We start from the raw sequence: 26981 nt of genomic DNA, 5'->3' as shown, positions 1-26981 counted from the left end.
TGACCGTGTCCACGCTGCTGCAGGAACCGAACCAGGCGCCAGACCCGGGCGCGGATGGGCCACCGGTACTCGTCGCCGCCGGTTATCCGGAGGGATTTCGGACCGTCCCTGGTGAGCGGCTGGATCACGTGTTCGAGGAACGCGTCGACTGGATGCGCGCCTACGAAAATCCTGATCACCTGGCCGTTGATGCCGGTGAGGTCAAGTTGAGTTTTCCGGAACTGGACGAGCGCGCGAACCAGCTGGCCCGTTACCTGCTGGCGAACGGTGCCCGCCCTGGCGATCGGATCGGCCTGCTGTTCGACCAGGCTGTGTACTCCTACGTCAGCATGCTGGCGGTGCTGAAGATCAACGCCGCGTACGTGCCGCTGGATGTCGGCTTCCCGTCCGACCGGATCAGCTACATCCTGTCCGACGCCGGTGCGCGGTTCGTGCTGTCGCTCTCGCCGGTGCGTGAGCGGGTCGAGGGGCTGGCGGACTTCGCCCCCGGGCTGCTGTACCTGGACATCGACGCCGACACCATCGCCGCCCACTCCGATGCCCGCCTCACCGCGGCCGAGCGGGGCCCGGCGGTTGAGGATCTGGCGTACCTGATCTACACCTCCGGCACCACCGGGCGGCCCAAGGGCGTGGCGATCAGTCACGCGAGCATCTGCAACTTCGTGCGGGTGGCCGCCGAGGTTTACGGCGTACACGCCACCGACCGGGTGTATCAGGGCATGACGATCGCGTTCGACTTCTCGATCGAGGAGATCTGGGTGCCCTGGATGGCCGGGGCGACGCTGGTGCCGAAGCCGGCCGGGCCGAGCCTGTTGGGGTTGGACCTGCACCAGTTCCTCACCGAGCAGCGGATCACCGCGATGTGTGTGGTGCCGACGCTGCTGGCCACGATCGAGGACGACCTGCCGCGGCTGCGGTTCCTGCTGGTCTCCGGTGAGGCGTGCCCCCAGGACCTGATCGCCCGCTGGCACCGCCCCGGGCGCCGCTTCCTCAACGTCTACGGGCCCACCGAGGCCACCGTGACCGCCACCTGGACCGTGCTGCACCCGGAGCACCCGGTCACCATCGGGGTACCGCTGCCCACCTACTCCATCCTCGTGCTGGACCGGGACAACCCGTTCCAGGCGCTGCCCTTCGGTGAGGTCGGCGAGATCGGCATCGCCGGTATCGGCCTGGCCACCGGATATCTCAACCGCGACGACCTGACCGAGAAGGCGTTCATCCCGGACCTGGTCGGCATCGCCGACAACCCGTCCCGGCGGATCTACCGCACCGGTGACCTGGGCCGGATCAACGCCGAGGGCGAGATCGAGTACCTCGGCCGGATCGACCTGCAGGTCAAGATCCGCGGCTACCGCATCGAGCTCACCGAGATCGAATCGGTGCTGCTGCACGTACCCGGGGTCGCCGCGGCGGTGGTCGACACCTTCGAACCCACGCCGGGCACCGTCGAGCTGGCCGGCTACTACAGCCTGCGCACCGGAGTCGCCGAGCTGGACACCGAGATCATCTACGACCACCTGCGCGAACGGCTGCCCTCCTACATGGTGCCCGCCTACCTGCAGCACCTCGACGTCATCCCGATGACCACCTCGGACAAAGCCGACCGCAAGGCCCTACCCGCACCCACCACCCGCCGCAGTGCCCCGAGCGGCGACTACGTCGCGCCGGCCACCGGGACCGAGACCATTCTCGCCGACGCGCTGGCCCGTATCCTCGGGGTCGACGAGGTGTCGGTGGAGAGCGATTTCTACACCGACCTCGGCGCGAACTCACTGCTGATGGCCCGGTTCTCCGCACTGGTGCGCCGGGAGAGCACACTGCCGTCGCTGTCCATGCGCGAGATCTACGGCAACCCGACGGTCCGCCGGCTCGCGGCGGCCCTGGGGGATGCCGAGGCGGCCCCGGAGAACAGCACGGCCACCGTGGTGCGCACCAGCAACGCGCTGTACCTGATGACCGGGGCGCTGCAGCTGCTGATCTTTTTGGCCTTCACCTACCTCGGCGCGCTGCTGCTCGACGTCGGCTTCACCTGGGCCGCCGCCGGCGCCACCCCACTGGCGGTGTTCGAGCGGTCCGGCGTCTACACCGCCGCACTGTTCCTGTTGGCCTGCGTGCTGCCGGTCCTGGCGAAGTGGATCCTCGTCGGGCGCTGGAAGGAACGCGACATCCGGCTGTGGAGCCTGGACTACCTGCGCTTCTGGACGGTCAAGACGCTGATCAGGGCCAACCCGCTGGTGCTGTTCGCCGGATCCCCGATCTACGTTCTCTACCTGCGGGCACTCGGCGCGAAGATCGGTCGCGGTGCCACCATCCTGTCGACCACCGTGCCGGTGGCCACCGACCTGATCACCATCGGCGCCGGCACCCTCATCCGGCGGGGCGTCTCGTTCACCGGCTACCACGCGGTCAACGGTTACCTGCGGACCGGGCGGGTGACCCTGGGGCGTGACGTCTTCGTCGGCGAGACGAGCGTGCTCGACACCGGCACCACCATGGGCGACGATGCGCAGCTCGGGCACAGCTCGTCGCTGCACACCGGCCAGGTCGTGCCGCCCGGTGAGACCTGGCACGGCGTGCCCGCGGAGCCGACCGACACCGACTACCGGGTGGTCAACCCGGTCCGGATGCGTACCGCGCGGCGGTTCTTCTTCAGCGCGGCGCAGCTGCTGGCCACGCTGGTCGGAGTCCCGGTCATCTCCGGTGTCGTGGTCACCCTGCTCACGAAGATCCCGCTGGTCGCGATCTACTTCGACTCGACGAAGCTGCAGCTCACCGGGGCTCGGTTCTACCTGTCGATGGCCGCGATCTCGGCGATCGTGTTCTTCGGGTTCAGCCTGCTCAGCCTGCTCGCGATGATCATCGGGCCCCGGCTGCTCAGCCCACTGGTGCGCCCCGGCAAGACCTACCGGCTCTACGGGTTGCGCTACCTCGTCGCGCAGGCGATCACCGTGCTGAGCAACTCCCGGTTCTTCATGCTGATGTTCGGCGACAGCTCCGCCGCCGTCGGCTACACACGCGGCATCGGCTACCGCCTCGGGGTCGTCGAGCAGACCGGATCGAACTTCGGCACCGAGATCACCCACGACTCGGCGCTGCTCACGACCGTCGGCACCGGCACGATGTTGTCCGACGGCCTGCAGATCATGAACTCGGACTTCTCGAGCACCTCGTTCAAGATGTCGCGGATCGAGATCGGCGCGCGGAACTTCATGGGCAACAACATCGCCCTGCCCGCCGGCGCCCGGATCGGCGAGAACGTGCTGCTCGGCACCAAGGTGATGGTCCCGATCGACGGACCCGTACGGGAGAACGTCGGCCTGCTCGGCTCGCCGCCGTTCGAGATCCCGCGCTCGGTCGCCCGCGACTCCGCCTTCGACGAGCTCAAGGCCCCCGCGGTGCTACGCAAGCGCCTCGCGGCCAAGGCCCGCAGCAACGTCGCCAGCATGGTCATGTTCCTGCTGTTCCGCTGGGTGCAGTTCTTCGCGGTGTTCCTGCTGCTGACGGCGGCGGCCAGCTTCTACCGCCGCTTCGGCAACTTCTCCATCGCGCTCGGGCTCCTCGCGATGATGGTGTTCAACGCGCTCTTCGCCGCCTTCGCCGAGCGGGCCGTGATGGGCTTCCACCGCCTGATCCCACGCTTCGTCTCCATCTACGACCCCTACTTCTGGCGCCACGAGCGGCTCTGGAAGGTGCTCGCCGCGCCACTGTTCGCGGGCACCCCGTTCCGTGGGCTGTCCTGGCGGCTACTCGGCGTGCGGGTCGGCAAGCGGCTGTTCGACGACGGCGCCGGGATCCCGGAAAAGACCCTGGTCTCCCTCGGCGACGACGTCGTGCTCAACGCCGGCGCCGTCATCCAGTGCCACTCACTCGAGGACGGCACCTTCAAGTCCGACTACACGGTGATCGGCTCCGGGGCCGTCCTGGGCGTCGCGGCCTTCGTGCACTACGGCGTCACCGTGGGCGAGGGCACCGTCCTGGACTCCGACACCTTCCTGATGAAGGGCGAACAGACCGCCCCGTTCACCCGCTGGGGCGGCAACCCGGCCACCGAGGTCCGGCCCGTCGCCCAGCCCGCCACCGCTACTCCGATCACGTCGGTCGTGGCGCCGACACCCGTCGTCCAGGCTGCCTGACCAAGGCTGACCGGCCCGGTCAGCGGGCCGCGACCCCGTAGACGTCTACCACTTCGACCCGAACCGTAGGAGAACGCCATGACCGTCGCGCCCGAGAGGCCCAGCCCGGCTCACCGGGAGATGCCGTCCCGCCCGCACGTGACCGGTGCGCTGCCCGGGCCCCGTTCCGCCGAGCTGTTGGCCCGGCAGGAGTTGCGGGAGTCGAATGCCCGGGTCTATCCGCGGCACTTCCCGTTCGCGGTGGCGGATGCGGCTGGGTCCTTCATCCGTGATCTTGACGGGAATGTGTTCATCGATTTTTTGGCGGGTGCGGGGGTGTTGTCGTTCGGGCACAACCATCCGGAGTTGGTGCGGGTGGCGGCGGAGCAGATGGGTGTGTTCACGCATGGGTTGGATATGCCGTCGCCGGTGAAGGATGCGTTCACGGAGGCGCAGTTGTCGATGTTGCCGGTCGGTATGCGGGATCGGATGAAGATCCAGTTTTGTGGGCCGACCGGGGCGAATGCGGTGGATGCGGCGATCAAGTTGGCCAAGACGGCGACGGGTCGGGGTGACATTGTGGCGTTTCAGGGTGGGTTCCATGGCAGTTCGCATGTGGGGATGGCGTTGACCGGGAATCTGGCGCAGAAGGGGCCGATCGCGAACGGGATGCCGGGGGTGCATTTCTTTCCGTTTGCCTCGGGGGGGAGTTGTCCGGCGGGTGCGGATCCGGTGAGTTGGGATGCGAACTGTGCGGCGTTCCTGGAGTACGCGTTGACGGATCCGAATGGTGGGATTCCGTTGCCGGCGGCGGTGATCATGGAGATGGTGCAGGGTGAGGGTGGGGTCAACCCGGCGATCAGGGAGTTTGTGCAGCGGGTGCGGCGGTTGACTCGTGAGCTGGGTGTTGTGTTGATCGTGGATGAGGTGCAGACCGGGTGTGGTCGGACGGGGAGTTGGTTCGCGTTCGAGCAGTACGACATCGAGCCGGATGTGGTTGTGGCGTCGAAGGCGTTGAGCGGGATGGGGTTGCCGGTGGCGATCATCCTGTACGGCCGGGAGCTGGATGTGTGGAAGCCGGGTGCGCACTCGGGCACGTTCCGGGGCAACCAGCTGGCGTTCGCGGCGGGGGTGAAGGCGGTCGAGATGTTCCGCCGTGACGACATCCTGGGCAACGTCCGCGCCCGCGGCGAGCAGATCGCCCGGCGGCTGGCGGACCTCGAACCGCATCCCGCCGTCCGCGAGGTTCGCGGCCGTGGCCTGATGTGGGGCATCGAGCTGAACGCGCCGGCCGACGGGCGAACCGCGGGCGAGCTCGCCGAGGAGGTGCAGGCCCGGGCGGTGCGCGCGGGTCTCATCCTCGAGCTTGGCGGCCGCGACGACTGCGTGGTGCGGATGCTGCCGCCGCTCAACGTCACCGAGGAGGTCGTCGACATGGCCCTGTCGATCCTGGTGCAGGCCCTCGAGGCCAGCTACGTGGGCACGAGCCAGAGCGCCGCCGTCGGCTAGCTGACGGAGACTGGCGCGGGCTCCGTGTTGCGTATCCCTACGCAGAGCTGGGGCGGGCCGCCGGACTGCCGGCCTGAGCTCCCCTAGCGGTCCTTGCGGTCGTGCTCTTCCATTGCCCCGACCTCGTTGTCCGCGTGCGCGCGGACGCGGTCGATGACGGCCACGGTCGCCGGCCAGGCCTGGGTACCGGCGCGGACCAGGCTCCACATCCGCCGTTCGGTGCGGGCCAGGTCGAACGGGACGGTCCGCACGCGCTGCGTCTCGGGGGCATCGGTGGCCAGCACGCAGACGCCCTGGCCCGCGAGTACGAGGTCGACGACCAGCTCGAGGCTGTCGGCCCGGTGCCGCAGTCGCGGTGTCCAGCCGGCCAGCGCGCACAGCCGCTCGGCGAGCTCGTCGTCGCCGGTGTCGCGGGAGTTGCCGATCCAGTCCAGGTCGCGCAGCGGATCCAGGTCGTCCGGGGTGCGGATGCGGTCCGCCACGACCAGGCCGGGTGGCACCGCCAGCACCATCGGCCGGGTCGAGAGCAGGGTGGGGGAGTGTCGCCACTGCCTCGGGACCAGGGTGTAGTCGTAGACGAGCCCCAGGTCGATCAGATCGGCGTCGAGCAGCGCGTCCACCTCGTCGGGCTCGCTCTCGTGCAGCTCCAACCGCACCCGGGGATACAAGCGCGCCAGCCCGTCGAGGGTCGGCAGCAGATGCCGGCGCAGTGCGGTGGTGTAGCCGGCGACCCGGACCAGACCGTGCGGTTCGTCCCTGGCCGCCAGGTCGAGCTCGGCGGCGGTGACCGCGGCCAGGATGTCGCGCCCGTGGGCGGCCAACCTGCGGCCGGCGGGGGTCAACCGGACCCGTCGCCCGGCGGCCTCCAGCAACGTCACCCCGACCTGGCGTTCCAGCGCGGCCAGCTGCTGGCTGACGGCCGAGGTGCCGAAACCGGTGGCCTGGGCGACCTCGGTCATCGTGCCCAGCCTGGAGAGCTCGACGAGGGCGCGCAGCTTGTCCAGGTCCATCCGCCCATTGTTCATGATCTGTGAACAATATAGTGCGAAATCATCGCTGGACGTGTACTGAAAGCGCACGTTAACTGGGCACCATGAGGATCCCCGCTCCCGCCCTGGCCGTGTCGGCGATGGTGTCGGTGCAGCTCGGCGCGGCACTGAGCACGCACCTGTTCGCCGCACTCACCCCGGCGGGATCGGCATGGATCCGGGTGGCCATCGCGGCGGTGATCCTGATGGCGGTCACCCGGCCCAGACTGCGCGGTCTCACCCGCTCAGTGCTGGTGGGCACCCTGTTGCTCGGCACGGCGACCGGTGCGATGACGCTGGTGTTCATCGAGGCGGTGGCCCGGCTCCCGCTCGGTACCGTGGTCGCGATCGAGTTCCTCGGGCCGCTGAGCGTGGCCGCGATCCGTGCGCACCGGCGCTCGGCGCTGGTCTGGCCGGCTCTCGCCCTCGTCGGGGTGGTCGGGTTGACCCGCCCCTGGGTCGGCCAGCTGAACCTGCCCGGAATCGGGTTCGCGGTCGCCTCGGCGGTCGGCTGGGGCGGCTACATCCTGCTGACCCAGCGCGTCGGCGCCCAGGTGCGCGGGCTGCAGGGACTGGCGATGTCGCTCAGCATCGCCGCCCTGGTGGCGGCCCCGTTCGGTGCCTGGCCGGCGATCCACGGGTTGACGCCGATGATCGCCCTGCAGGGACTCGGTCTGGCGCTGCTCGTACCGTTGCTGGCGTTCGCGTTCGAGATGTTGGCCCTGCGCCGGATGTCGGTGACCGCGTTCGGCACGTTGATGGCGCTGGAACCCGGCCTCGGCACCGCATTCGGCCTGTTGTTGCTGGCCCAGACCCCGAGCCCGGTGCAGGTGGTCGGGGTTGCACTGGTGATCGCGGCGGGTATCGGCGCCCAGCGCAAGGCCCCTCTCGACCCGGTCGAAGCACCGGTCGCGCCGACGTTGGCCCTCGCCCGGCCGGACACCGTCGAGCCGGCCGGGGTCACCTGCCCGCGCGGTGAAACGCTCTAGGGTCCGCCCTGGGAGCGCCCCGAACAATGCGCTCTGCCGCGCGGCGCAGTCGGCGCCTCGCGGCGTTGTCGGAGTGGACGACAGACCGCCGCCGGCCGCTACGCCACGGCAGTCACAGTCGGTGACCGGCAGATCGACTCAGGCCAGTGCCCTGAGTCCGGGGAAGCGTCGAGGTTAACGTGAGTCCGGATCTGGGCGGAAAATACCGGACTGGCGTGGGTCTCGGTGGACCATCGGTGCGCTAGACCAGGCTCCTGTCAGTGACGCGGCGTCACCCTGAGCCTTGTGTCCCGTTCACAGGGCGTCCCGTTGCGACGAGCTGTCGCCATGGTCGCCCAAGGATCTCTAGCCGGTGGCCCTGGGTCGGCCGGCGGGGTCGAAGACCTGATCGGCCAGGTCGGCGGGCCACTCCGCCCAGCCGAACCTGTCGCGGGCGCCGAGCGCGGTGGCGTAGACCTGCACGTCCCGCAGCGACACCGGGGCGCCGCCGGCGCGCAGCCGCTCCAGCACCGGTACGACCTCCTCCGCCCACCACGTCGAGGCGAGTGTCTCCGGGTCGGTCAGTGCCCGGCCGCCGCGCGACTGGCGGAACGCCCACGCTTCGGCAGCGTCCGCGAGCCGTGCCCACTGGGCCGGCTCGTCGAGCCACAGCTCGGGACGCACCGCGTCGGGCAGCGGAACCCGCTGCAGGAACCGCCGTTCAGCGGCCTTGCTGGGCAGGTCCGGCAGCCGCAGGCAGGCCATCGCGTAGGCGACCGTGCAGAGGTGCAGCACCTGCGCGGTCACGCTCCGCCGGCCCAGCGACCGGGCCACCGAGACCCGGTGATGACCGTCGACGACGAAGTACAGCTCGCCCAGCTGGATCAGCTCGACCGGTGGCTCGACACCGAGGGCCATCACGGCGGCCACCGACCGCCAGCGGCCGGTCAGGGCACGGTTGCGCAGCCGGAACTCGCCGTCGAAGTCGCGGGTGCGGGCCATCGTGCCGACGATCTGGCCGACCGGCACCTCGTCGTACCGCTGCCCGAGCACCCCGTCCCGGCCGAATGCCTCGAGTGCGTCGGCGTACAGCATCAACCCGCTTGTCTGGCGCCTGCTCAGCATCGAGCCCACAGACGTAACAACGCGCCGAGGCCGACGGGTAGTCCCGGTGCCGGCCGATCAGCTCAGTGGGGTGGCGGCGAGGCCGAGTGGGGGGCAGGCAGCTCGTCGGCGGTCATGTCGCGGCAGAACCGGACGGGGTACCGGCCGGCCGGATCGCGGGAGGCGAGGAACCTGGCGAAACCCGCGGGATCGCGACGCTCGAACTCGGCCAGCAGATCGCGTCGCGCGGCCGCGATGCGTTCCCGCGTGACCGGGCTGGGCGCGCGGTCGAGCCGCAGGTAGCTGGCCCGCCAGCGACGGCACAGCGCGGCGGTGGACGTCAGCTCCAGTGGCGAGCGCGGCGCGAGCGGCTGATCGGACGGGTCGTCGCCCACCAGGAGCCAACCGTGGCGGCGCTGCCCCTTGATCCACCACCGGCCAGCGCCACAGACCACCGCGAAGGTCAGGATCGGCGTGGCAGCCAGTCCGGTCAGCACCACGAGCCCCACCAGGCTCAAACCGACGACGTACACCTCGAACGCGGTCACGGCCGCGGCCGCCGCCAGTGCCCGGCCGTCGTCAATACTGGACGGAGTGGGCCCTGGGTGACTGAATCTCACGACCGCGCCCACCATGGCGAGCGGAACCAAGGAGGCCACACTCATCGGTTCCAACAACACGCCGGCGGCCGCCAACGAGGCCAGTACAGCGGCGCCACCGGCACTCAGCACGATGCGTGCCACGCGATGTCGCGCCCCCGGCGGCCAACCGTCTCTCACCATCGCGGACCCTTCCAGCGGACAGCGCGTAGCCATCGCCGGGGTCCCGGGCTCGTGCTGGACTCTACCCGCCCTCGCCACCAAAAGCGCTGGTCCGCTCGGTGGCCTTGGTGCCGAACGGCGCGCCCTTGTCGGCCCGAATCGGCCACCGGGCATGATTTGGGCAATGATGCGCGCTGGGCAGACGCCGGACGGCCGGGGGTGATGGGGTCGTGTTGATCGGGATGCTCTTCGCGCTGGGCGGGATGGTGCTGAACAGCGTCGCGGGTCTGCTGCAGGCCGACGCGACCCAGCGGGTGAAGCGACAACGGCAGCTGCTGACCCAACCGCACTACGTCGTCGGCCTGCTCGTCGACGGGCTGGCCTGGGTGTGCACGGTCGTCGCACTGCGGCACCTGCCGGTCTTCGCGGTCCAGGGGATTCTGGGCGGGTCCATCGCGTTGACCGCTGTGGCCGCCCGGATTCGCTACGGCTGGGCACTGCGCCAGGTCGACCGCTTGGCGATCGGGGCCTGCCTCGTCGGCCTGGTGCTGGTCGCGGGGAGTGCCGGCGGCGACCGGCCCGCGACCGCGACGGCGACCGCGTACGGCGTCCTGTTCGGGGCGGCGGTGCTGCTCGCGGTGGCGATGGTCCTGCTGTGGCGTGACCGGGGCGCCTGGCCGCTGTCCATCATCGCCGGGCTGGGCTTCGGCGGCACCTCGCTGGCGGTCCGTGCCGTGCACGTGCAGCCGGGGCGGGCCTTCGGCCTGGTCGACCTGCTCAGCCAGCCGGCGTTCTACCTGGTGCTCGTCCTCTGGGCGATCGGCATGCTCAGCTACACACGGGCCCTGCGGCTGGGCAGTCTGGACCGGGTCACCGCGGTGTTCCAGGTGACCGAGGTGATCGTGCCGGGCCTGGTCGGCATCGTGCTGCTCGACGACACGGTGCGCGCCGGCTGGCAGTTCCCGATGGCGGTGGGCCTGGTGCTGGCGGCCCTCGGCGTGTTGGTGCTGGCCCGCTCGCCCGCGCGGCCACCGCTGGAACCCGCCGCGGTCCCCTGACCGCGCCGGCCACGCGGGCACGCGAGTAAGGACGACGTAAGTTCACACGGCGGTCGTTTGCCGATCGGGGAGTCCCGTGGAACGCTTTACCTAGATCGCGGGGACGCCGCGATGCGGTGCCGCCTGGTCGCTGGGTGGATTTTGCCCTCGGCGGCCTGAACTACCAGATCGAGCACCACCTGTTCCCGAACATGCCGCGGCCGAACCTGCGCCGGGCACAACCGATCGTGCGCGCGCACTGCGCAACACTGGGCATCGAGTACGCGGAGTGCGGCTGGCTCCGGACCTACGGGGAGGTGCTGCAACACCTGCACAGGGTGAGCGCGCCGCTGCGGGCCGCCACCCGCTGAGCCATTTCCGGAACGCCGGGTGGACCGAACCGGAGTATGGTCGGTACTGCTGAAGACATTTCGAGCGTCGGCGTCCATGCTGGCGTCGTCGCCAGCGCACGGCGGTTCCGGTTTTTCCTCTGGCCGGAGACAGGAGCACCGACATGGCGTCGGTTCTCGGCCCGGTCCGGCCCACCCCGGTCGATAATGCTGAAGACAGCTCTCCCATTAAGCGATGGGAGACCGACGGTGGACATTCCTGGGAACTGACCTAGCGTAGTTTTGCCGCGCGAATCGAACCGGTCGAATTGCCGTCCCCTCCAGGGTTGCACGGCAGCAACAACCACCGATCGAATTCAGCGGGCCTGGCGATACGGCCTGGGAAGTGGACTTCCATGAATGACGTGAGCGGCCTGAGAAGATCGCGGTCCAGGAAATCCGGCACAACCCAGGACTCCGGTCCGGGCGACGTTATCGTGGTGACCGGCCGGAACGTCGACGTGTCCGACCATCACCGCGGCTACATCGCCGACAAGCTCGCCGGACTCGAGCGGTACAACAGCCACGTCACCCGCTACGAGGTCGTCCTGCACGAGGAGAAGAACCCCCGACAGGCCAAGGAGTGCCAACGCGTCGAGATCACCGGCGACGTCGATGGCTCAGTGGTGCGCGCCGAAGCCTCCGCGCACGATCTCTACGCCGCGCTCGACGCCGCGGTCGGAAAGCTGGAGGCACAGCTGCGGCGCAACCGCGATCGCCGCCGAGTGCACTACGGCCAGCATCAGCCGATCTCGGTCGCGGAGGCCACCGCGCCGCTGGCCGACGCACTGCCCGTTGTGCCGGGCGAGGGCGAGCCCCTGCCGCGGCCCCTGCGCGGCGGCTAGCCATGGCAGACACCGGCGCCGCCCTCGGGCCGGCCACCAGGCGGGGCCGGGTACGCCGCGACGCCGAGCTGACGGTCTCGACGGACCCGGTGCGGGCGTACCTCAACCAGATCGGCAAGGTCGCCCTGCTGAACGCCGAGGCCGAGGTCGAGGTGTCCAAGCATGTCGAAGCCGGCCTCTACGCCGCCGAACGGCTGCGTCGCGGCGAGGCCACCGAGGACCGGGACGCGGAGCAGCTCTCCCGGCAGCTGCGCCGGGACCTGCGCTGGATCGTGCGCGACGGCGAGCGGGCCAAGAACCACCTGCTGGAGGCCAACCTGCGGCTGGTGGTCTCACTGGCCAAGCGCTACACCGGCCGCGGCATGGACTTCCTCGACCTGATCCAGGAAGGCAACCTGGGCCTCATCCGTGCGGTCGAGAAGTTCGACTACACGAAGGGCTGCAAGTTCTCCACCTACGCGACCTGGTGGATCCGACAGGCGATCACCCGGGCCATGGGCGACCAGAGTCGCACCATCCGGATCCCGGTGCACCTGGTCGAGATCATCAACAAGCTCGCCCGGGTCCAGCGGCAGATGCGGCAGGAGACGGGCCGGGACCCCACCCGGGAGGAGCTGGCCACGGCACTGGACCTCACCGTGGAGAAGGTGCGGGAGGTCCAGGACTACGCCCGCGAGCCGGTCTCGCTGGACAAGCTGATCGGCGACGGCGACGCGCACCTTGGCGACTTCATCGAGGACGCCCAGGCCATCGGCATCGCCGACATCGCGAGCTTCTCGCTGCTGGGGGACAACCTGCGGGCCGTGCTGGCCACGCTGCCCGAGCGGGAGGCCGGTGTGATCGGGCTCCGGTTCGGGTTCACCGACGGCCAGGCCCGCACGCTGGACGACATCGGCCAGGTCTACGGGGTGAGCCGGGAACGGATCCGCCAGATCGAGTCGACGGCGATGGCGAGGCTTCGGCTGTCCGCGCAGACCCGGGAACTGCGGGACTACCTCAACTGAGGTAACCGGCTGGGCCCGTCCTCCCGACGCTCCAGGACGACGAGACCGGGTGTTCTCTCGCAGCTGAAGCCACTGCCCACCACAGCTCGCCCGCAGGTCATCGGGCCAGTGGGGTGTTGTTACGGAGAGTGGCGGGACACTCGGTCAGCGGTCCAGCCGTGCGTACGAAGCGGCGACGGCCATTCGCCAGATACAGTAGGGAACGCGGTTCCGGCACGCCCGGAAGCGAGGCCAGCGCGGCTGCGCAGTCAGGGAGTGCAAAATGTTTGAGAGATTCACCGACCGCGCTAGGCGAGTTGTCGTCCTGGCTCAAGAAGAGGCTCGGGCGCTCAACCACAACTACATCGGTACCGAGCACGTCCTGCTGGGCCTGATCCACGAGGGCGAGGGCGTCGCGGCGAAGTCGCTGGCGTCGCTCGGAATCGCCCTCGAAGGGGTCCGCCAGCAGGTCGAGGAGATCATCGGCCAGGGGCAGCAGGCCCCCAGCGGACACATCCCCTTCACACCGAGGGCTAAGAAGGTGCTCGAGCTGTCCCTGCGCGAGGCGCTGCAGCTGGGGCACAACTACATCGGCACCGAGCACATCCTGCTCGGGCTGATCCGCGAGGGCGAGGGCGTCGCGGCGCAGGTGCTGGTCAAGCTCGGTGCTGACCTGAACCGGGTGCGCCAGCAGGTGCTGCAGCTGCTGTCGGGTTACCAGGGCAAGGAGCCGGCCGAGGGCACCTCCGGGACTCGCGGCGAGGCCACCCCGTCCAGCTCGCTGGTGCTCGACCAGTTCGGGCGCAACCTGACCCAGTCGGCCCGCGAGGGCAAGCTCGATCCGGTCATCGGCCGGGAGAAGGAAATCGAGCGGGTCATGCAGGTGCTGTCGAGGCGCACCAAGAACAACCCGGCGCTGATCGGTGAGGCGGGCGTGGGTAAGACCGCGGTCGTCGAGGGCCTCGCGCTGAGCATCGTCGCGGGCGAGGTGCCCGAGACGCTGAAGGACAAGCAGATCTACACCCTCGACATGGGTTCGATGGTCGCCGGCTCCCGGTACCGGGGTGACTTCGAAGAGCGCATGAAGAAGGTGCTCAAGGAGATCCGCACCCGGGGCGACATCATCCTGTTCATCGACGAGATGCACACGCTCGTGGGTGCGGGTGCCGCCGAGGGCGCGATCGACGCCGCGTCCATCCTGAAGCCGATGCTGGCGCGGGGTGAGCTGCAGACCATCGGTGCCACCACGCTCGACGAGTACCGCAAGTACGTCGAGAAGGACGCCGCCCTCGAGCGCCGCTTCCAGCCGATCCAGGTGGGCGAGCCGAGCGTCGGGCACACCATCGAGATCCTGAAGGGTCTGCGCGACCGCTACGAGGCGCACCACCGGGTCAGCTTCACCGACTCCGCGCTGGTCGCCGCGGCCACCCTGGCGGACCGCTACATCAACGACCGGCACCTCCCGGACAAGGCAATCGACCTGATCGACGAGGCCGGCGCCCGGATGCGGATCCGCCGGATGACCGCACCGCCCGAGCTCCGCGAGTTCGACGAGAAGGTCGCGAACGTCCGTCGGGACAAGGAGTCGGCGATCGACGGCCAGGACTTCGAGCGGGCCGCGCACCTGCGCGACTCGGAGAAGCAGCTGCTCGCGCGCCGCTCCGAGCGGGAGAAGCAGTGGAAGTCCGGTGACCTGGACGTGGTCGCCGAGGTCGACGACGAGCAGATCGCCGAGGTCCTCGCCAACTGGACCGGCATCCCGGTGTTCAAGCTGACCGAGGAGGAGACCTCCCGGCTGCTGCGCATGGAGGACGAGCTCCACAAGCGCATCATCGGTCAGGAGGAGGCCGTCAAGTCGGTCTCGCAGGCCATCCGGCGTACCCGGGCCGGCCTGAAGGACCCGAAGCGGCCGTCCGGCTCGTTCATCTTCGCCGGCCCGTCCGGTGTGGGTAAGACCGAGCTGTCCAAGGCGCTGGCGAACTTCCTGTTCGGCGACGACGACGCATTGATCCAGATCGACATGGGTGAGTTCCACGACCGGTTCACCGCGTCGAGGCTGTTCGGTGCGCCCCCCGGCTACGTGGGTTACGAGGAGGGCGGGCAGCTGACCGAGAAGGTGCGGCGCAAGCCGTTCTCGGTGGTGCTGTTCGACGAGATCGAGAAGGCGCACCAGGACATCTACAACACCCTGTTGCAGGTGCTCGAGGACGGCCGGCTGACCGATGGCCAGGGCCGCACGGTGGACTTCAAGAACACCGTGATCATCTTCACCTCGAACCTCGGTACGCAGGACATCTCCAAGGCGGTCGGGCTCGGCTTCGTCCAGGGCAACGACGCGGGCTCGAACTACGAGCGGATGAAGGCGAAGGTCAACGACGAGCTGAAGAAGCACTTCAGGCCGGAGTTCCTCAACCGTATCGACGACATCGTGGTGTTCCACCAGCTCACCGAGCCGCAGATCGTGGCCATGGTCGACCTGATGATCACCCGCGTCGAGGCGCAGCTGAAGAACAAGGACATGGCGATCGAGCTCACGCCGAACGCGCGCACGTTGCTCGCCCGTCGTGGGTTCGACCCGGTGCTGGGGGCGCGGCCGCTGCGCCGCACCATCCAGCGCGAGATCGAGGACCAGCTGTCGGAGAAGATCCTGTTCGGCGAGGTCGAGGCCGGTCAGATCGTCATCATCGACGTGGAGAACTTCGACCCCGACGACACCACCCGCGCCGCGACCGACAAGGCCAAGTTCACCTTCCGGGGCGAGCCGAAGCCGGCGGTCGTGCCGGACACGGTGCCCGCCGGGCTGGGCGAGGCGTAACCGCGGACGCTGATCTGAGGCTGGTGGGTCCGGGTGCATACCCGGACCCACCAGCTTTTTCGTGTCCGCCCATGGCTGTGGAGATGAGGGAGTGAAGTCGACGCGGCGGGTGCGCAACGTGGGGATCTGGTTCTTCGGTGCGCTCGGCGGAATTCTCTGGGGCTATGACACCGGCGTCATCCGGGCTGCCGCCGTCGGCGTGTGCGTGATCTTCAACTGGCTGTTCAACCTGATCGTGGCGCTGGTGTTCCCCAGTCTGCTGGACCGCTTCGGCGCCGGTGCGAACTTCGTGTTCTTCGCCCTGATGACCGCGCTGGCGTTCCTGTTCGTCACGAAACTGATGCCGGCGACCAAGGGCCGCAGCCTGGAGGCCATCGAGCGGGAGCTGATGTACGGCGAGAAGGCAACGTCCTGACGCGGTCCCGGGGGTCGGTCCGGACACGTTCTAGGGTTGCGACATGACGATCTCGGAGCAGGCCTACGGTTCCTGGGCCACCCCGATCACCTCCGAGCTGTTGGTCGCCGCCGCGGTGCGTCTGTCCGAGGTGCGGGTGGACGGTGCGGACGTGGTCTGGTCCGAGGGGCGCCCCGCGGCGGGCGGGCGTACCCAGCTCGTGCGCCGCGGCGGCGACGGCGGCACCGCCGACCTGTTGCCGGACGGGTTCGACGCGCGCACCGGCGTGCACGAGTACGGCGGCGCGGCCTGGTGGGTCGCCGGCGGGGTCACCTGGTTCACCAACTGGGCCGACCAGCGGCTGTACCGGGTGGCGCCCGGTGCGGACCCGGAACCGCTCACCGCCGAGCCGGCGGTGCCCCGGGGCGACCGTTTCGCCGACGGCGAGGTGAGCCCGGACGGGGCCTCGATCTACTGCGTCCGCGAGCAGCACCCGGTCGGCGGGAGGGGTGCCGCCGACGTGCGCAACGAGATCGTCCGGCTCGACGCACACGCCCCGTCGACGCCCGAGGTACTGGTGACCGGGTACGACTTCGTCGCGGCCCCTCGGCTCTCACCCGACGGCCGCGTGCTGGCCCACCTGCGGTGGAACCATCCGGCGATGCCGTGGGACGCCACCGAGCTGGTCCTGCTCGACCTGGCCTCCGGGACCCCGACGGTGGTCGCCGGCGGGCCGGGAGAGTCGGTCGCCGAGCCGGTCTGGACGCCGGACGGCGCGTTGTGGTTCCTCTCCGACCGCGACGGCTGGTGGAACCTCTACCGGTGGTCGGCCGCCGCCGGCGTCGAGTCGATGGTGCGGATCGAGGCCGAGATCGGGGTACCCGGCTGGGCACTGGGATCGGCCCGGTACGTCGTGCTCGAGGACGGGCGGGTGGTGTTCGCCCGGCAGCGCGCCGGCTACGACGGGCTGGCGCTGCGCCACCCGGACGGCGCCGTGTCGGAGCTCGACCTGCCGTTCTCCGGGTACGCCTCGGTCCGCGCCGCCGGCCCGGACGGGGTGGTGGTGGTAGCGGGCAGCCCGACCACGGAGCCCGAGGTCGCCCGGATCGACCTGGCCGGTGCTCACGTCGATCCCCGGGTCACCAGCCTGCGCCCGGCACGCGACCTGGGGATCGACGTGGGCTACCTGTCCGTGCCCGAGCACGTGTCGTTCCCCAGCGTTGCCCCGGACGGCACCGGGCGCACCTCACACGCGCTGTTCTACCCGCCGGCCAACCCCGGGTACCAGGGCCCGGAACACGAGCTGCCGCCGCTGCTGGTGGTGATCCACGGCGGTCCGACAGCGGCCGCGGTGCCGGTGCTGCAGGTCGGCCTGCAGTACTGGACGAGCCGGGGGTTCGCCGTCGTCGACGTGAACTACGGCGGGTCGACCGGCTACGGCCGGGCCTACCGCGAGGAGTTGCTCGGCAACTGGGGGCTGGTCGACGTCGCCGACTGCGTGGCGGCCGCCCGATGGCTCGCCGACCAGCGCCGGGCCGACCCGTCCCGGCTGTGCATCCGGGGCGGTTCCGCCGGTGGTTACACCACGCTGGCTGCCCTCGCGCTGCCCGACACCCCGTTCGCGGCCGGCGCGGACCACTACGGCGTGTCCGATCTGGAGGCGCTCGCGGCGGAGACCCACAAGTTCGAGAGCCGCTACCTGGATCGCCTGGTCGGGCCGTACCCGCAGGCCCGGGACGTCTACCGGGAGAGGTCCCCGATCTCGCACGTGGAGCGGTTGACCCGGCCGCTGATCGTGCTGCAGGGCAGCGAGGACGCGGTGGTGCCGCCCAGCCAGTCCGAGGTGATCGTCGACGCGCTGCGCGGGAAGGGAGTGCCAGTGGCCTACCTGCTGTTCGACGGTGAGCAGCACGGATTCCGGCGTGCGGAGAACATCCGCCGGGCGATCGACGCCGAGCTGTCCTTCTACGCCCAGGTGTTCGGGTTCGGGCTGCCGGCCGGCGAGGGGATCGAGCCGGTGACGATCGAGAACCTGGAGTACTAGAGGTCCGGGCCGGCCTGTCGGCGGAGGCGGTAGGCCGCCGCTTTGGCCCGGTCCCCGCAGCCGGCGTGGCGGTGAGGCGACCAGGACCCGGCGTGAAGCCGGTCAGGCCGGCCTGGTCTCCGCGTGCCGCTGGCCGAAGTCCTGGGCGAGCGCGTCGCTGACGCTCTTGCGCATCGAGAGGACCGGGGCCAGCCCGGACGCGGTGATCGTGCGGATGACCGCCCGCTGGCTGCCGACCACGAGCGGCAGCGCGCGGTTACTCTCGTGGCACCGGCGGTTCGCTTCCAGGAGCAGACCCAACCCGGTGGAGCCGATGAACGACACCGCGGTCAGGTCGAGCACGATGTCACGCTGGGGCAACTCGGCCGCGATGGCCCGCTCCAGCAGTGGCGCTGTCATCATGTCGATCTCACCGACCGCGGCGATCACCACCGCCGCGCCCACCGTCCTGGTGTGCACGGTCAGCAGATCCTCCGGGGAGGGAGACCCCTCTGCCTCTTCGGTCACGTCGGTGATGGTATCGGCGCTGGTCACGCCTGCACAGAGGAAAAGTCGGATCAGCGCAACGCCGTCTCGAGCTGGTCGCCGATGTACTGCCAGGCCGCCTGGACGTGCCGGAGCTCGGTACTGGGCGCGCCGACCGCGAAACGCAGCACGACCCTCCCGTCGACCCGGGTATGGGTGAGATAGAGCTGCCCCGACGCGTTGAGCCGCTCCATCAACCCGAGGGTGGCCGCGTCGCCCTGCTCGGGCGCGAGGGTCGGCCAGAGTGGACGGAAGCAGACGAGCCCGAGCGGGTGGTGCGGCAGCACCTCGAAGCGGGGGTCAGCGGCGATCCAGGAGGCGAACTGGCTGGCCAGGTCCACCCCGGCGCGGATGTGCGCGGCGAGGCCGTCGGCGCCGTACCAGCGAATCACCAGCCAGAGCTTGAGTGAGCGGAACCGGCGGCCGAGCGGAATCTGCCAATCCCGGTAGTCGATCACCGAGCCGGCGGTGCTGGCGGTGTTGCGCAGGTACTCCGGCATGATCGACAGTGCGCTGACCAGCGGTGCGCGGTCGGCGACCCACAGGACGCTGCAGTCGAAGTTGGTGAGCAGCCACTTGTGCGGGTCCGTGCAGTACGAGTCGGCGTACTCGGCGACGCCGTCATTGATCCAGCGCAGCTCCGGGCACACCGCGGCAACGCCGGCGTAGGCCGCGTCCACGTGCAGCCAGACGTTGTGCCGGCGGCAGATCTCGCCGATGCGGCGGACCGGGTCGATCGCGGTGGTGGACGTGGTTCCGATCGTCGCGCAGACCATCGCCGGGGTCAGGCCGGCGGCCACATCGGCGGCCAGCAGGGTCGCAAGGTGGTCCGGTCGCATCTCGAGCGTCTTCGGGTCGACCTCGACGACGCGCAGGTAGGTGGCGTCGACCCCGGCGATGCGAGCCGCCTTCTCCACCGAGGAATGCGCCTGGGAGGTCAGGTACACGGTGGTCTGCTCCGCCGACCCGCCGCTGTCGCGGGCCCGCTGCAACGCGGCGAGGAGCGCGACCAGGGTGGAGCTCGACGCGGAGTCCTCGATGGTGCCGCCACCGGGGCCGTCGGTGCGGAAGTGCGCGGGCAACCCGAGCAGCTCGGCCAGCCAGTCGACCACGACGGTCTCCAGCTCCGTGCAGGCCGGACTGGTCGCCCACAGCATGCCCTGGGCGCCGAGCCCGGCCGAGAGCAGTTCGCCGAGGACCGCCGGGCCGGAGGAGTTGGCGGGGAAGTAGGCGAAGAAACTGGGGTGCTGCCAGTGGGTGACACCGGGCAGGATCACCTGGTCGAGATCCTTGAGTACGGCATCGAAGGACTCGCCCTGCCCCGGCGGGTGCGCGGGCAGCTGAGCGCGAACGTCACCCGGCGCGACCTGGGAGAGAACGGGCAATTCCGCGATGCGCTCCAGGTAGTCGGCGATCCAGTCGACGGTCTGTTTGCCGAGCTGACGGAACTGCTCTGGGCTCATATGGCCGGTCACGGTGGGTTGACTTTCCGCGGAGGTGCCTGAGGCACAGCGTGAGGGATCACAACACGTGCGTCATTACTATTATCGAACAAATTAGTGCGTTCAACGCACATCGAACGTAAAGTGCGGCCGAACGCCCGTCAAGTGGATGACCTGAGGGCTCGACCGACAACACAGTGAGTTTTGTACTACCCCGGCGAAATGGCAGGACGAGGCGGCGGCGATGAGCACCCTGCAGACCCTCGATCGTGGTCTGAGCGTTCTCGAGCTGGTCTCCCAGCGCCCGGCGGGTGTCTCGGTCGCCGAGCTGGCCGCGGCGCTCGACGTGCACCGGGCGATCTGCTACCGCATCGTCGCCACACTGGAGGCGCACGCGCTGGTGTCGCGTGCCGAGGACGGCCGGGTCCGGCTGGGGGCCGGTACCGCGGTGCTCGCCGCGCGGTTCGAGCCGCAGCTTCGGCACACCGCCCAGCCCGTGCTGCACGCGCTGGCGCGCGAGACGCGGGCCACGGCGTACGTGTCGGTCGCCCAGGGTGAGGACTGCATCGTCGTGCTGGTCGCCGAGCCCGAGTCCAGCCTGATCCGGGTGGGGTACCGGGTCGGGAGCAGGCACCGGTTGACCGTGGGCGCCGCCGGCATCGCGATCCTCGCACTGCGGCCCCGGCGCCACGGTGAACCCGAGGCGGTCGAAGCGGCCCGCCGGGACGGGTACTGCGTGACCGCTGGGCAGCTCGAGCGCGGTGCGGTGGGCGTTGCCTCGGGGATCGAGGTGCCGAGCGGCATGGGCGGCGGTACCGGCATCGAGGCCTGTGTCGGTGTGGTCGCCCTCGACGGGCTGGATGTCGCCGCGGCCGCCACCGCCGTCGTGCGGGCCGCCCGCGAGATCAGCGCGCTCGTCTCGGCGTAGTGCGGCGCAGGGTGTCCGGGTCGGGGGTGTCCGGGGCGGGTCGGTTGTGCCGTGCCCTTGACGGGTCTTCGGCGCCTCCATAGCGTCAGCGACGTTCGTTGAGCGCAACATGCTGTGCGATAAAAGTAACTCGGTGCACGCCTGACGTGGCGTGACACTGGGCCGCCCGGCGCGGGAGGACCGACATGGCGAAGGAGCAGTCACGGCCCGCCACGGTGCCGGGCGGGCGTGGGTTGCCCGCTTTTGCGCGGGGGTGGTGCGACGACGCCGCGGTGTTCCCGCCCGGGCTGATGTCGCTGGTCGACGCGGTGCCCGCACATCTGCGGCACGAGGCGGCCGGGTATGCCGAGCTGGTCGGGCCGCTGATCCTGGCCGTGCCGACGGTGCCGACCCCGCGACCGGGTTCGAGCCGGACGGCTTCCTGAACCTGTTGCTGGCCACCGACGCGGCGCTGTGCGGCGCGGCGCCGGCCGAGGTGACCCGGGTGCTGGCCGAGCGGGATCCCGAGGCGGTCGCCGGCGCCGTCACCGAGCTCGGCGCGGGGCGCACCGAGGCCGCCCGGGCCCTGTTCCGCTCGTTCGGGACGTGCAGCATCACCGACCCGTTGACCGAGCTGATCGAATTGGACCTGATCCCCGCCACCGTGCTGGCCTGAAACGGAGTTATCCGCATGACCGCGATCGTGATCCCCGAGGGCTCGCTGTTCGGCCTGGACAACCTGCCGTACGGGGTGTTCTCCCACGCCGGCGGCGCACCGAGGGTCGGGGTCCGGGTCGGTGACTCGGTACTGGACCTTGCCGAGGCACTGGGCGATGAGGTGTTCGCGCGGCCGTCGCTGAACGCGTTCATGGCACAGGGCCACCAGCGCTGGGTGCAGGTGCGCCAGGCCATCACCGAGCTGGTCTCCGGGGAGGCCACCGGGGACGTCGCGGCAGCCGTGTACCCGGTCGCCGAGGTGCGGATGCAGCTGCCCATCGCGGTCGCCGACTACGTCGACTACTACGCCTCGGAGCACCACGCCTCGAACCTCGGACGGCTGTTCCGCCCGAACGCGGAGCCGCTGATGCCGAACTGGAAGCACCTGCCGGTGGGCTACCACGGCCGGGCCGGCACGGTGGTGGTCTCCGGCACCGACATCGTGCGCCCGCACGGGCAGTACAAGGCCCCCGACGACCCGGCCCCGTCCTTCGGCCCGTGCCGCCGGCTGGACATCGAGGCCGAGCTCGGGTTCATCCTCGGTACCGGCTCGCCGCTGGGCACCAGCGTGCCGTGCGACGAGTTCGGCGACCGCGTCTTCGGTGCGGTCCTGGTCAACGACTGGTCCGCCCGTGACATCCAGGCCTGGGAGTACGTGCCACTCGGACCGTTCCTCGGCAAGAGCTTCGCGACCTCGATATCCCCGTGGGTGGTGCCGCTACTGGCCCTCGAGGCCGCCCGCGTCCCCACCCCCGAGCAGGACCCCCAACCGCTGCCCTACCTGCGCGGGTCCCAACCGTGGGGGCTGGACATCGCGCTGACCGTCAGCTGGAACGGCCAGCCCGTCAGCCACCCGCCGTACCGCGAGATGTACTGGTCACCGGCCCAGATGCTGGCGCACCTGAGCGTCAACGGCGCGGCGACCCGCACCGGGGACCTCTACGCCTCCGGCACCATCTCCGGGCCGGCGAAGGAGCAGCGCGGCGCGTTCATCGAACTGACCTGGGGCGGTCAGGAGCCGATCGAGGTCAACGGGGAACCCCGCACGTTCCTGCTCGACGGCGACGAGATCACCATCACGGCGACAGCACCGGGCGCCGGTGGCGGACAGATCGGCTTCGGCGAGGTCAGCGGCCGGGTGCTGCCGGCCCATTAGGAGCGGCCCGAACACCGCGGGATCTCTGGACCGCGCCCCTCGCACGATGATCGCGACCGTGGGTCGTTGTGCCCGACCCGGTACCCGGCTACGGTGGCGCGGTGATCTGGCTCGTGGCGCGACTGCATGTCGACTTCATGCGTGTCACGAGCACATCCTGTCGCCCCTGCCGCTGACCGCTCGCATCAGCCGCGTGTGCCGTCCCGTCATGGCCGGGTCGCACTCTTCGCAGTTCCGGTCTGATCTGTCCGCCGTGCCCGACTTCCCGGGCCGCCCATTGCCCTGCCCAAGTTCAAGGAGAACGTTGTGACCCAGGCTTCCGATCCGACCGCCGGTTGGTCCTTCGAGACCAAACAGGTCCACGCCGGTGCCACCTCCGACCCGGCCACCGGGGCGCGTGCCACCCCGATCTACCAGACGACGTCCTACACCTTCCGCGACACCGAGCACGCGGCCGCGCTGTTCGGGCTGGCCGAGGTCGGCAACATCTACACCCGCATTATGAACCCGACGCAGGACGTGCTGGAGCAGCGCGTCGCGGCGCTGGAGGGTGGGATCGGCGCGGTGGCCGTCGCATCCGGCCAGGCCGCGCAGACGCTGTTGATCCTGAACCTCGCGCAGGCCGGTGACCACCTGGTGTCCAGCGCGTCGCTGTACGGCGGCACCTACAACCTGTTCCACTACACCCTGCCGAAGCTCGGTATCGAGGTCAGCTTCGTCGAGGACCCGGACGACCTGGAGGCCTGGCGGGCCGCCGCCCGGCCGAACACGAAGCTGTTCTACGCCGAGACCATCGGCAACCCGCGCAGCAACGTGCTCGACATCCGCGCGGTGGCCGACCTGGCCCACGAGCTCGGCGTCCCGCTCGCGGTGGACAACACCGTCCCGACGCCGTACCTGCTGCGCCCCTTCGAGCACGGCGCGGACCTCGTGGTGCACTCGGCGACCAAGTTCCTCGGCGGGCACGGCACGTCGATCGGCGGCGTCGTGGTGGACAGCGGCAACTTCGACTGGGGCGCGCACGCCGACAAGTACCCGGGGCTGACCACGCCGGACCCGAGCTACCACGGGCTGAACTACTGGGAGGCGCTCGGCCCGCAGTCGTTCCTGATCAAGTTCCGGGTGCAGCTGCTGCGCGACCTCGGGCCGGCCATCGCCCCACTCAACAGCTTCCTGCTGATCCAGGGCATCGAGACGCTCTCGCTGCGCATCGAGCGGCACGTACAGAACGCCACCGCGGTCGCCGAGTGGCTCGAACAGCGCGACGAGGTGGAGAGGGTGTACTACGCCGCGCTGCCGTCCAGCCCGTGGCACGCGTTGCAGCAGCGCTACCTGCCCCGTGGCGCCGGCGCCGTGGTCGCCTTCGACATCGCCGGTGGACTCGAGGCCGGGAAGCGGTTCGTGGACGCACTCGAGCTGCACAGCCACCTGGCCAACATCGGCGACGTGCGCAGCCTGGTGATCCACCCGGCGAGCACCACGCACAGCCAGCTCTCCGGTGAGGAGCAACTTGCCACCGGGGTGAGCCCGGGGCTGGTCCGGCTGTCGGTGGGCCTGGAGGGCATCGAGGACATCAAGGCCGACCTGGACGCCGGCTTCCGCGCGGCGAAGGGCGCCTGACCGGCATCGTGCAAGCCGCCCAGTTCGCGGGGAACTGGGCGGCTCGCAAGGCACTGCACCGCTGAGGGGCGCGGGTCAGTTCTTGTGGATGTGCACGGTCACGTTCATGCCCGGCACCAGCGCCAGGCCTCGGGTGTCGTTCAGCGCGATCTTGACCGGGATGACCTGGGTGACCTTCTGGAAGTTCCCGGTGCTGTTGGACTGCGGGAACAGTGAGAACTCGCCCGCCGCGCCGGCCTGGACGTCTTCGACGGTGCCGGTGATCGGCGTGCTGCCGAAGGCGTCCACGTCGATGTCGACGAGCTGTCCGGGGTGCACGGCGGCAATATCGGTCTCGTCGACCCGGGCGGTGACGTAGATGTCGTTGAAGTCGTAGGCGGTGGCCAGTTCGTCGCCGGCGGTCACCCATTGCCCGTTGACCACGTTGTTGACGGCGATGGTGCCGTTGCCGGGGGACTTGATGGTCTGCTGCGGACCGGTGCCCTGGATCTGGACGCGGCCGAGGGTCTCGTTGGTGGTGACGTCGGTGCCCTGTTCGCCCTGCCAGTCGGTCAGGGTGCCGGTGACCGGCGCGGCGATGTCTACCTTGTCGCCGTCCACCTGGGCGTTGTCGGTGGAGACGAACTGGCTCGAGTAGATCAGGTACGCACCACCACCGATGGCGCCGCCGAGCACCACGACGATGACCAGGAAGATCAGCGCGAGCTTCTTGCCGCGCTTCATTTTCTTCTTCGTCGGCGCGGCGGGTTCGGCTGCCGCGGGAGCGGGCGCCGGAGCGGGAGCCGGGGCCGGCGCTGGGGCGGCCGGCGCTGACCCGTTCGTGCCGGGCCGCTGGGTAGGAGCTTGCCGCTGCTGTGTCGTGGTGCCGGATGCGGTGTCTGGGCCTGTCACCGTGGCCTCCAAAACTCGTGTTACGGGCCGGTCGGGTATCGGCGGACCCCTCTGAGCTAAGGAACGAACCGTACCTTATTTAAATTCCATGTCTTAGCCGTTCTCAGCAGGTCAGGAGTGTGATCGTGCTATCAGTGTCCTGGACCACAGCCTGCGCCGGCCCAGTGTGTCGGTATCCACGCGGGGCACCCCAGGGAGAAGGTCACGGAGTGATCGACCCTATCCCTGGGGTGCCGTTGTCACCCGGCGACCGCCGGTACCGGCTGGGCGGCGGGGATAGGGACTGGCAGTGGTTCGTCGAGTTGGCTCGTCTCGTCGAACGGGTCCCGCCCGGCGAGCACCTCCTGTGACTTCGCCCGGTCGAACTCGCCGGTCCAGGAGCCGATCAGGACGGTGGCGACGGCGTTGCCGGCGAAGTTGGTCAGGGCCCGGGCCTCGGACATGAACCGGTCGATGCCGAGGATGAACCCGACGCCGCCGACCAGGTCGGGGCGGTGGGTCTGCAACCCGCCAGCGAGGGTGGCGATGCCGGCCCCGCTGACGCCGGCGGCACCCTTGGCCGCGATGATCATGAATACCAGCAGCGAGATCTGCTCGCCGGTCGACAGCGGGCTGCCCTGCGCGGAGGCGATGAACAGGGTCGCCATCGTCAGGTAGATCGCGGTGCCGTCCAGGTTGAAGGAGTAGCCGGTCGGCACGGTGATCCCGACGACGGACTTGCTGACCCCGAGGTGCTGCATCTTGGCGATCAGCCGCGGCAGCGCCGACTCCGACGACGACGTGGACAGGATCAGCAGGAACTCCCGGCGCAGGTACCGCATCAGGCTGAACACGTTGGTGCGCGCGCCGATCCACAGGATCGCGCCGAGCACCACGAACACGAACACCGCACAGGTGGCGTAGAACGCGAGCATGACCATCCCGAGGCTGCGCAGCGCCGCCCAGCCGGTGGAGCCGACCACCGCGGCGATCGCCCCGAACGCGCCGATCGGGGCCGCCCACATGATCATCGACAGGATGCGGAACACCAGCCGCTGGATGTGCTCGATGCCGCGCAGGATCGGCGCCCCGGCGGAGCCGAGCTTCTGGACCGCGAATCCGCACAGCAGCGCGACCAGCAGGGTCTGCAGGACGGAGTTGTCGGTGAAGGCGGAGACGAGCGAGGTGGGGATGATGCCGAGCAGGAAGTCGGTGCCACCTTCGGCACCGGTCGCCGACTGGTGCGCCTTGGCGGCCGCCGACGGGTCCAGGTGCAGGCCGGAACCCGGGTGCAACAGGTTGCCGACGACGAGCCCGATCGCCAGCGCGACCGTGGACATCACCAGGAAGTAGCCCAGCGCGAGCAGCCCGACCTTGCCGACCTGGCTGGCCTTGGCGACCGAGCCGATCCCGAGCACGATGGTGCAGAAGATGATCGGCGAGATCATCATCTTGATCAGGCTGACGAACCCGGCGCCGAGCGGCGCGAGCTCCTTGGCGACGCCGGGGGCGGCGAAGCCGACGATCACGCCCAGGGCCACGGCGACGACCACCGCGATGTAGAGGCGATGGCTGTGGTTGCGATCGGGGGTGGCCGTTGCCGGCCTACCGTCGGTGGGACTCGGTACGGGCACCGTTGCCTCCAGAGGATTCGTCGCGGGCCCTCAGCGGCGCCGCTTGGCGGGGACTATCCGGTGCGCTGTGAACGAGGTCACTGTTGTGGTCATAGAGTTCGCGGACATCGCTGCGTCC

The 26981-nt window shown here is 69.8% G+C and carries 22 protein-coding genes; 15 read left to right on the top strand and 7 right to left on the bottom strand.

Annotated elements, in window-relative coordinates; all coding sequences use genetic code 11:
• Positions 1 to 5 precede the first annotated feature (5 nt).
• Together ACTXG6_RS28590 and ACTXG6_RS28585 are read left to right on the top strand one after the other, a co-directional pair.
• Positions 6 to 4136, top strand: a complete 4131-nt coding sequence (locus ACTXG6_RS28590) for a Pls/PosA family non-ribosomal peptide synthetase (RefSeq protein ID WP_445182492.1) — start codon at positions 6 to 8, stop codon at positions 4134 to 4136.
• 177 nt (positions 4137 to 4313) lie between these two features.
• A complete protein-coding gene (locus ACTXG6_RS28585) occupies positions 4314 to 5624 on the top strand; it encodes an aspartate aminotransferase family protein (RefSeq protein ID WP_445182491.1) in 1311 nt (436 codons plus the stop codon).
• A gap of 83 nt (positions 5625 to 5707) precedes the next feature.
• Here ACTXG6_RS28585 and ACTXG6_RS28580 read toward each other — a convergent pair whose 3' ends face one another.
• Positions 5708 to 6634, bottom strand: a complete 927-nt coding sequence (locus ACTXG6_RS28580) for a LysR family transcriptional regulator (RefSeq protein ID WP_445182490.1) — start codon at positions 6632 to 6634, stop codon at positions 5708 to 5710.
• Between the two features lie 83 nt (positions 6635 to 6717).
• Between ACTXG6_RS28580 and ACTXG6_RS28575 the strand changes: the two genes are divergently transcribed.
• Positions 6718 to 7641 carry an EamA family transporter gene (locus ACTXG6_RS28575; RefSeq protein ID WP_445182489.1) on the top strand — a complete coding sequence of 308 codons (924 nt, stop codon included), beginning with the start codon at positions 6718 to 6720 and terminating at the stop codon, positions 7639 to 7641.
• 345 nt (positions 7642 to 7986) lie between these two features.
• Here ACTXG6_RS28575 and ACTXG6_RS28570 read toward each other — a convergent pair whose 3' ends face one another.
• Positions 7987 to 8745, bottom strand: a complete 759-nt coding sequence (locus ACTXG6_RS28570; protein ID WP_445182488.1) for a hypothetical protein — start codon at positions 8743 to 8745, stop codon at positions 7987 to 7989.
• A gap of 62 nt (positions 8746 to 8807) precedes the next feature.
• Positions 8808 to 9467, bottom strand: coding sequence for a hypothetical protein (locus ACTXG6_RS28565; RefSeq protein WP_445182487.1), 660 nt, complete (start codon positions 9465 to 9467; stop codon positions 8808 to 8810).
• Positions 9468 to 9715: 248 nt separating this feature from the next.
• Here ACTXG6_RS28565 and ACTXG6_RS28560 point away from each other — a divergent pair, with 248 nt between their 5' ends.
• The 7 genes from ACTXG6_RS28560 to ACTXG6_RS28530 all read left to right on the top strand — a co-directional run bounded on the left by ACTXG6_RS28560 (position 9716) and on the right by ACTXG6_RS28530 (position 17992).
• Positions 9716 to 10543, top strand: a complete 828-nt coding sequence (locus tag ACTXG6_RS28560) for a hypothetical protein (protein ID WP_445182486.1) — start codon at positions 9716 to 9718, stop codon at positions 10541 to 10543.
• A 116-nt stretch (positions 10544 to 10659) separates the two neighbouring features.
• Positions 10660 to 10893 carry a fatty acid desaturase family protein gene (locus ACTXG6_RS28555; RefSeq protein ID WP_445182485.1) on the top strand — a complete coding sequence of 78 codons (234 nt, stop codon included), beginning with the start codon at positions 10660 to 10662 and terminating at the stop codon, positions 10891 to 10893.
• A 458-nt stretch (positions 10894 to 11351) separates the two neighbouring features.
• Complete coding sequence (gene hpf, locus ACTXG6_RS28550; protein ID WP_445182484.1) at positions 11352 to 11756, top strand: ribosome hibernation-promoting factor, HPF/YfiA family; 405 nt, start codon at positions 11352 to 11354, stop codon at positions 11754 to 11756.
• A gap of 2 nt (positions 11757 to 11758) precedes the next feature.
• On the top strand, positions 11759 to 12760 hold the full coding sequence (locus tag ACTXG6_RS28545; protein WP_445182483.1) for an RNA polymerase sigma factor: 1002 nt from the start codon (positions 11759 to 11761) through the stop codon (positions 12758 to 12760).
• A 262-nt stretch (positions 12761 to 13022) separates the two neighbouring features.
• Entirely contained in the window at positions 13023 to 15554 is a 2532-nt protein-coding gene (locus tag ACTXG6_RS28540) for an ATP-dependent Clp protease ATP-binding subunit (RefSeq protein ID WP_445182482.1), read from the top strand.
• Positions 15555 to 15645: 91 nt separating this feature from the next.
• Positions 15646 to 15969, top strand: coding sequence for an MFS transporter (locus ACTXG6_RS28535; protein WP_445182481.1), 324 nt, complete (start codon positions 15646 to 15648; stop codon positions 15967 to 15969).
• Between the two features lie 43 nt (positions 15970 to 16012).
• A complete protein-coding gene (locus ACTXG6_RS28530; RefSeq protein WP_445182480.1) occupies positions 16013 to 17992 on the top strand; it encodes a S9 family peptidase in 1980 nt (659 codons plus the stop codon).
• 102 nt (positions 17993 to 18094) lie between these two features.
• Here ACTXG6_RS28530 and ACTXG6_RS28525 read toward each other — a convergent pair whose 3' ends face one another.
• Both ACTXG6_RS28525 and ACTXG6_RS28520 read right to left on the bottom strand, forming a co-directional pair.
• The gene (locus ACTXG6_RS28525; protein WP_445182479.1) at positions 18095 to 18526 is read right to left on the bottom strand and encodes an STAS domain-containing protein; all 432 of its coding nucleotides are present in this window, start codon (positions 18524 to 18526) and stop codon (positions 18095 to 18097) included.
• A 23-nt stretch (positions 18527 to 18549) separates the two neighbouring features.
• Positions 18550 to 19980: a pyridoxal-dependent decarboxylase gene (locus ACTXG6_RS28520; protein ID WP_445182478.1), complete on the bottom strand. Its 1431-nt coding sequence runs from the start codon at positions 19978 to 19980 to the stop codon at positions 18550 to 18552.
• A gap of 223 nt (positions 19981 to 20203) precedes the next feature.
• On the opposite strand from ACTXG6_RS28520, the gene ACTXG6_RS28515 reads away from it, so the two are divergent.
• From ACTXG6_RS28515 to ACTXG6_RS28495, 5 genes are all read left to right on the top strand, one after another.
• On the top strand, positions 20204 to 20887 hold the full coding sequence (locus ACTXG6_RS28515; RefSeq protein WP_445182477.1) for an IclR family transcriptional regulator: 684 nt from the start codon (positions 20204 to 20206) through the stop codon (positions 20885 to 20887).
• Positions 20888 to 21072: 185 nt separating this feature from the next.
• Positions 21073 to 21312 carry a hypothetical protein gene (locus ACTXG6_RS28510; RefSeq protein ID WP_445182476.1) on the top strand — a complete coding sequence of 80 codons (240 nt, stop codon included), beginning with the start codon at positions 21073 to 21075 and terminating at the stop codon, positions 21310 to 21312.
• Positions 21313 to 21317: 5 nt separating this feature from the next.
• A complete protein-coding gene (locus ACTXG6_RS28505; protein WP_445182475.1) occupies positions 21318 to 21542 on the top strand; it encodes a hypothetical protein in 225 nt (74 codons plus the stop codon).
• 15 nt (positions 21543 to 21557) lie between these two features.
• Complete coding sequence (gene fahA, locus ACTXG6_RS28500) at positions 21558 to 22739, top strand: fumarylacetoacetase (protein WP_445182474.1); 1182 nt, start codon at positions 21558 to 21560, stop codon at positions 22737 to 22739.
• Between the two features lie 306 nt (positions 22740 to 23045).
• Positions 23046 to 24359: a bifunctional o-acetylhomoserine/o-acetylserine sulfhydrylase gene (locus ACTXG6_RS28495; protein WP_445182473.1), complete on the top strand. Its 1314-nt coding sequence runs from the start codon at positions 23046 to 23048 to the stop codon at positions 24357 to 24359.
• A 75-nt stretch (positions 24360 to 24434) separates the two neighbouring features.
• Here ACTXG6_RS28495 and ACTXG6_RS28490 read toward each other — a convergent pair whose 3' ends face one another.
• Positions 24435 to 25082 carry an HlyD family efflux transporter periplasmic adaptor subunit gene (locus ACTXG6_RS28490; RefSeq protein WP_445182472.1) on the bottom strand — a complete coding sequence of 216 codons (648 nt, stop codon included), beginning with the start codon at positions 25080 to 25082 and terminating at the stop codon, positions 24435 to 24437.
• Between the two features lie 407 nt (positions 25083 to 25489).
• Positions 25490 to 26788, bottom strand: a complete 1299-nt coding sequence (locus tag ACTXG6_RS28485; protein WP_445190125.1) for a cation:dicarboxylate symporter family transporter — start codon at positions 26786 to 26788, stop codon at positions 25490 to 25492.
• Between the last annotated feature and the right edge of the window lie 193 nt (positions 26789 to 26981).

This window comes from Pseudonocardia sp. Cha107L01 (genome assembly GCF_052566575.1).
Note: the sequence above shows the minus strand (reverse complement) of the source record. Positions and strands in the feature narration are given on the sequence as shown.

Excerpts from the sequence above, each read along its gene's own strand:
- ACTXG6_RS28530 (WP_445182480.1), top strand. The coding sequence starts at position 16,013 with ATGACGATCTCGGAGCAGGCCTACGGTTCCTGGGCCACCCCGATCACC.
- ACTXG6_RS28575 (WP_445182489.1), top strand. The coding sequence starts at position 6,718 with ATGAGGATCCCCGCTCCCGCCCTGGCCGTGTCGGCGATGGTGTCGGTG.
- ACTXG6_RS28540 (WP_445182482.1), top strand. The coding sequence starts at position 13,023 with ATGTTTGAGAGATTCACCGACCGCGCTAGGCGAGTTGTCGTCCTGGCT.
- ACTXG6_RS28580 (WP_445182490.1), bottom strand. The coding sequence starts at position 6,634 with ATGGACCTGGACAAGCTGCGCGCCCTCGTCGAGCTCTCCAGGCTGGGC.
- ACTXG6_RS28515 (WP_445182477.1), top strand. The coding sequence starts at position 20,204 with ATGAGCACCCTGCAGACCCTCGATCGTGGTCTGAGCGTTCTCGAGCTG.
- ACTXG6_RS28490 (WP_445182472.1), bottom strand. The coding sequence starts at position 25,082 with ATGAAGCGCGGCAAGAAGCTCGCGCTGATCTTCCTGGTCATCGTCGTG.
- ACTXG6_RS28520 (WP_445182478.1), bottom strand. The coding sequence starts at position 19,980 with ATGAGCCCAGAGCAGTTCCGTCAGCTCGGCAAACAGACCGTCGACTGG.
- ACTXG6_RS28570 (WP_445182488.1), bottom strand. The coding sequence starts at position 8,745 with ATGCTGAGCAGGCGCCAGACAAGCGGGTTGATGCTGTACGCCGACGCA.
- fahA (WP_445182474.1), top strand. The coding sequence starts at position 21,558 with ATGACCGCGATCGTGATCCCCGAGGGCTCGCTGTTCGGCCTGGACAAC.
- ACTXG6_RS28510 (WP_445182476.1), top strand. The coding sequence starts at position 21,073 with ATGGCGAAGGAGCAGTCACGGCCCGCCACGGTGCCGGGCGGGCGTGGG.
- ACTXG6_RS28545 (WP_445182483.1), top strand. The coding sequence starts at position 11,759 with ATGGCAGACACCGGCGCCGCCCTCGGGCCGGCCACCAGGCGGGGCCGG.